Annotated in this window: 1 protein-coding gene; it reads left to right on the top strand. The window is 68.4% G+C overall.

Annotated elements, in window-relative coordinates; translation table 11 throughout:
* Positions 1–263 (top strand): SLC13 family permease (locus tag SB751_RS31785; protein ID WP_410749244.1); only part of this gene is annotated, 263 nt, incomplete at both ends.

Here is a 263-nt window from a genome sequence, read left to right as displayed (position 1 = left end):
ATGCGGGCACGCTCGACCCGATCATCGACCGGATCTTGCGCGCGGTCGGCACGCGGCCCACGCGAATCGTGATGGGCACGACGCTGCTGGCGCTGCTGATTCACCTCGACGGGTCCGGCGCGGTCTGCTTTCTCGTCACCATTCCCGCGATGCTGCCGCTCTACGACCGCCTGAAGATGGGCCGGCGCGTGCTCGCCGCGGCGGTTTCGATGGCGGCCGGCATCAATTTTCTGCCGTGGACCGGACCGATGATCCGCGCGTCC

Origin of the sequence: Cupriavidus sp. SIMBA_020 (genome assembly GCF_046535395.1) — a bacterium.
GTDB lineage: Bacteria > Pseudomonadota > Gammaproteobacteria > Burkholderiales > Burkholderiaceae > Cupriavidus > Cupriavidus campinensis.
Note: the sequence above shows the minus strand (reverse complement) of the source record. Positions and strands in the feature narration are given on the sequence as shown.